The following is a 1405-nucleotide window of genomic DNA, read 5'->3' as shown; positions in this document are numbered from 1 at the left end:
CCGCGCGCGTTCCCACCCCCCCCCGGGCCCCCCCCCGGCCCGGACGCCCACGTCGGCGGAGATTCCGGTCACTACGACCGAACGTGTGTCACCGCCCCGCGCTCATTGACCACCTACCAATGGTTGGTGGCCGACTCGAGGTTTGCCAACGCCGTCGCCACCGCCCCACTCTTGGGCCATGACCGACCACGACGGCCGAGCGGCCCAGGGCCAGCGATGACCACCGCCATGGCCCGGGTGCCCGACTCCCTGCGGGGGCAGATCGTCACGCCCGGCGACCGTCGGTACGCGCAGCTGCGCTCGACGTACACGACGACTGCCTCGCCGGCCGCCGTGCTGCTGCCGAAGACCACCGCGCAGGTGATCGACGCGATCCGGTACGCGCGGGAGCAGCGACTGCCGATCGCCGTGCGCAGCGGCGGGCACGGCCTGTCCGGAGCCTCCTCCAGCAACGGCGGCGTCGTGATCGACCTGTCCCTGCTCAACCGGGTGCGGGTGCTCGACGAACGGGCCGGACTGGTCCGGATCGAGGCCGGCGCCCGCTGGGCGAACGTCGCGACGGCGCTTGCCCCGTACGGCCTGGTGGTCAGCTCGGGCGACTACGGCGGTGTCGGCGTCGGCGGGCTGGCCACCGGCGGCGGCGTCGGCTGGCTGGTACGCGCCCACGGCCTCACCATCGATCGCATCCGCGCGGTGGAGGTCGTGCTCGCGGACGGGACGCTGGTACGCGCCGACGCGGCGCACGAACCGGAGCTGTTCTGGCTGGTCCGGGGTGCCGGCGCAGGGGCCGGTGTCGTGGTGGCGTTCGAGATCGAGGCCGCCGAGCAGCGCAACGTCGGCGTGGCGCAGCTGGTCGTCGAGGCGCACCCGGACGGCCGTACCGTCCGCGAGTGGGCGAGCTTTCTGGCGCAGGCCCCCCGGGAGCTGTCCGCCGCCGCCGTGCTGTTCGCCGAGGGCCGCTCGACGCTCATGTCCGTCACCGCAGTGGTGGCCGCGGAGAGCCTGCGCCGCGTCCGGCCCGTCGTGGAGCCGCTGCTGGCCATCGGGAAGGTGCTCGAACACCGCAGCGACCTGCTGCCCTACCCGACGCTGGTGCCGACCGCGCACCTGCACCCGAACGTCGGGCAGCAACGGGGTACGACCACCAACGGCCTGTTCGCCGAGCTGGACCCGGGCGTCGCGCGAGCGGTCACGCGGGCGACCACCGGTCCGGGCCGGGCGGTGATCCAACTGCGCTCGGTCGGCGGGGCGGTCAACGATGTCGCCGCCGCCGCGACGGCCTACCCGCACCGGCACCAGAACACCCTGGTCATCGCCTCGACGTTCCCACCGCTGGGCGGCGCGGCGTTGGACACCGCCTGGCGGGCCGTCGGCGCGCGCGCCGACGGCGAGTACGTTAACTTCG

General features: G+C 74.3%; 1 protein-coding gene. It reads left to right on the top strand.

The genetic code is table 11. The annotated features are described in order from the left end of the window. Positions 1-216: 216 nt before the first annotated feature. Positions 217-1405 (top strand): FAD-dependent oxidoreductase (locus AB0J68_RS32195; RefSeq protein WP_363942664.1); only part of this gene is annotated, 1189 nt, incomplete at its 3' end.

The sequence above is a fragment of the Micromonospora sp. NPDC049580 genome (genome assembly GCF_040675595.1).
GTDB lineage: Bacteria > Actinomycetota > Actinomycetes > Mycobacteriales > Micromonosporaceae > Micromonospora.
The sequence above is the reverse complement of the archived record's forward strand: the minus strand, read 5'-3'. Positions and strand labels throughout refer to the sequence as shown.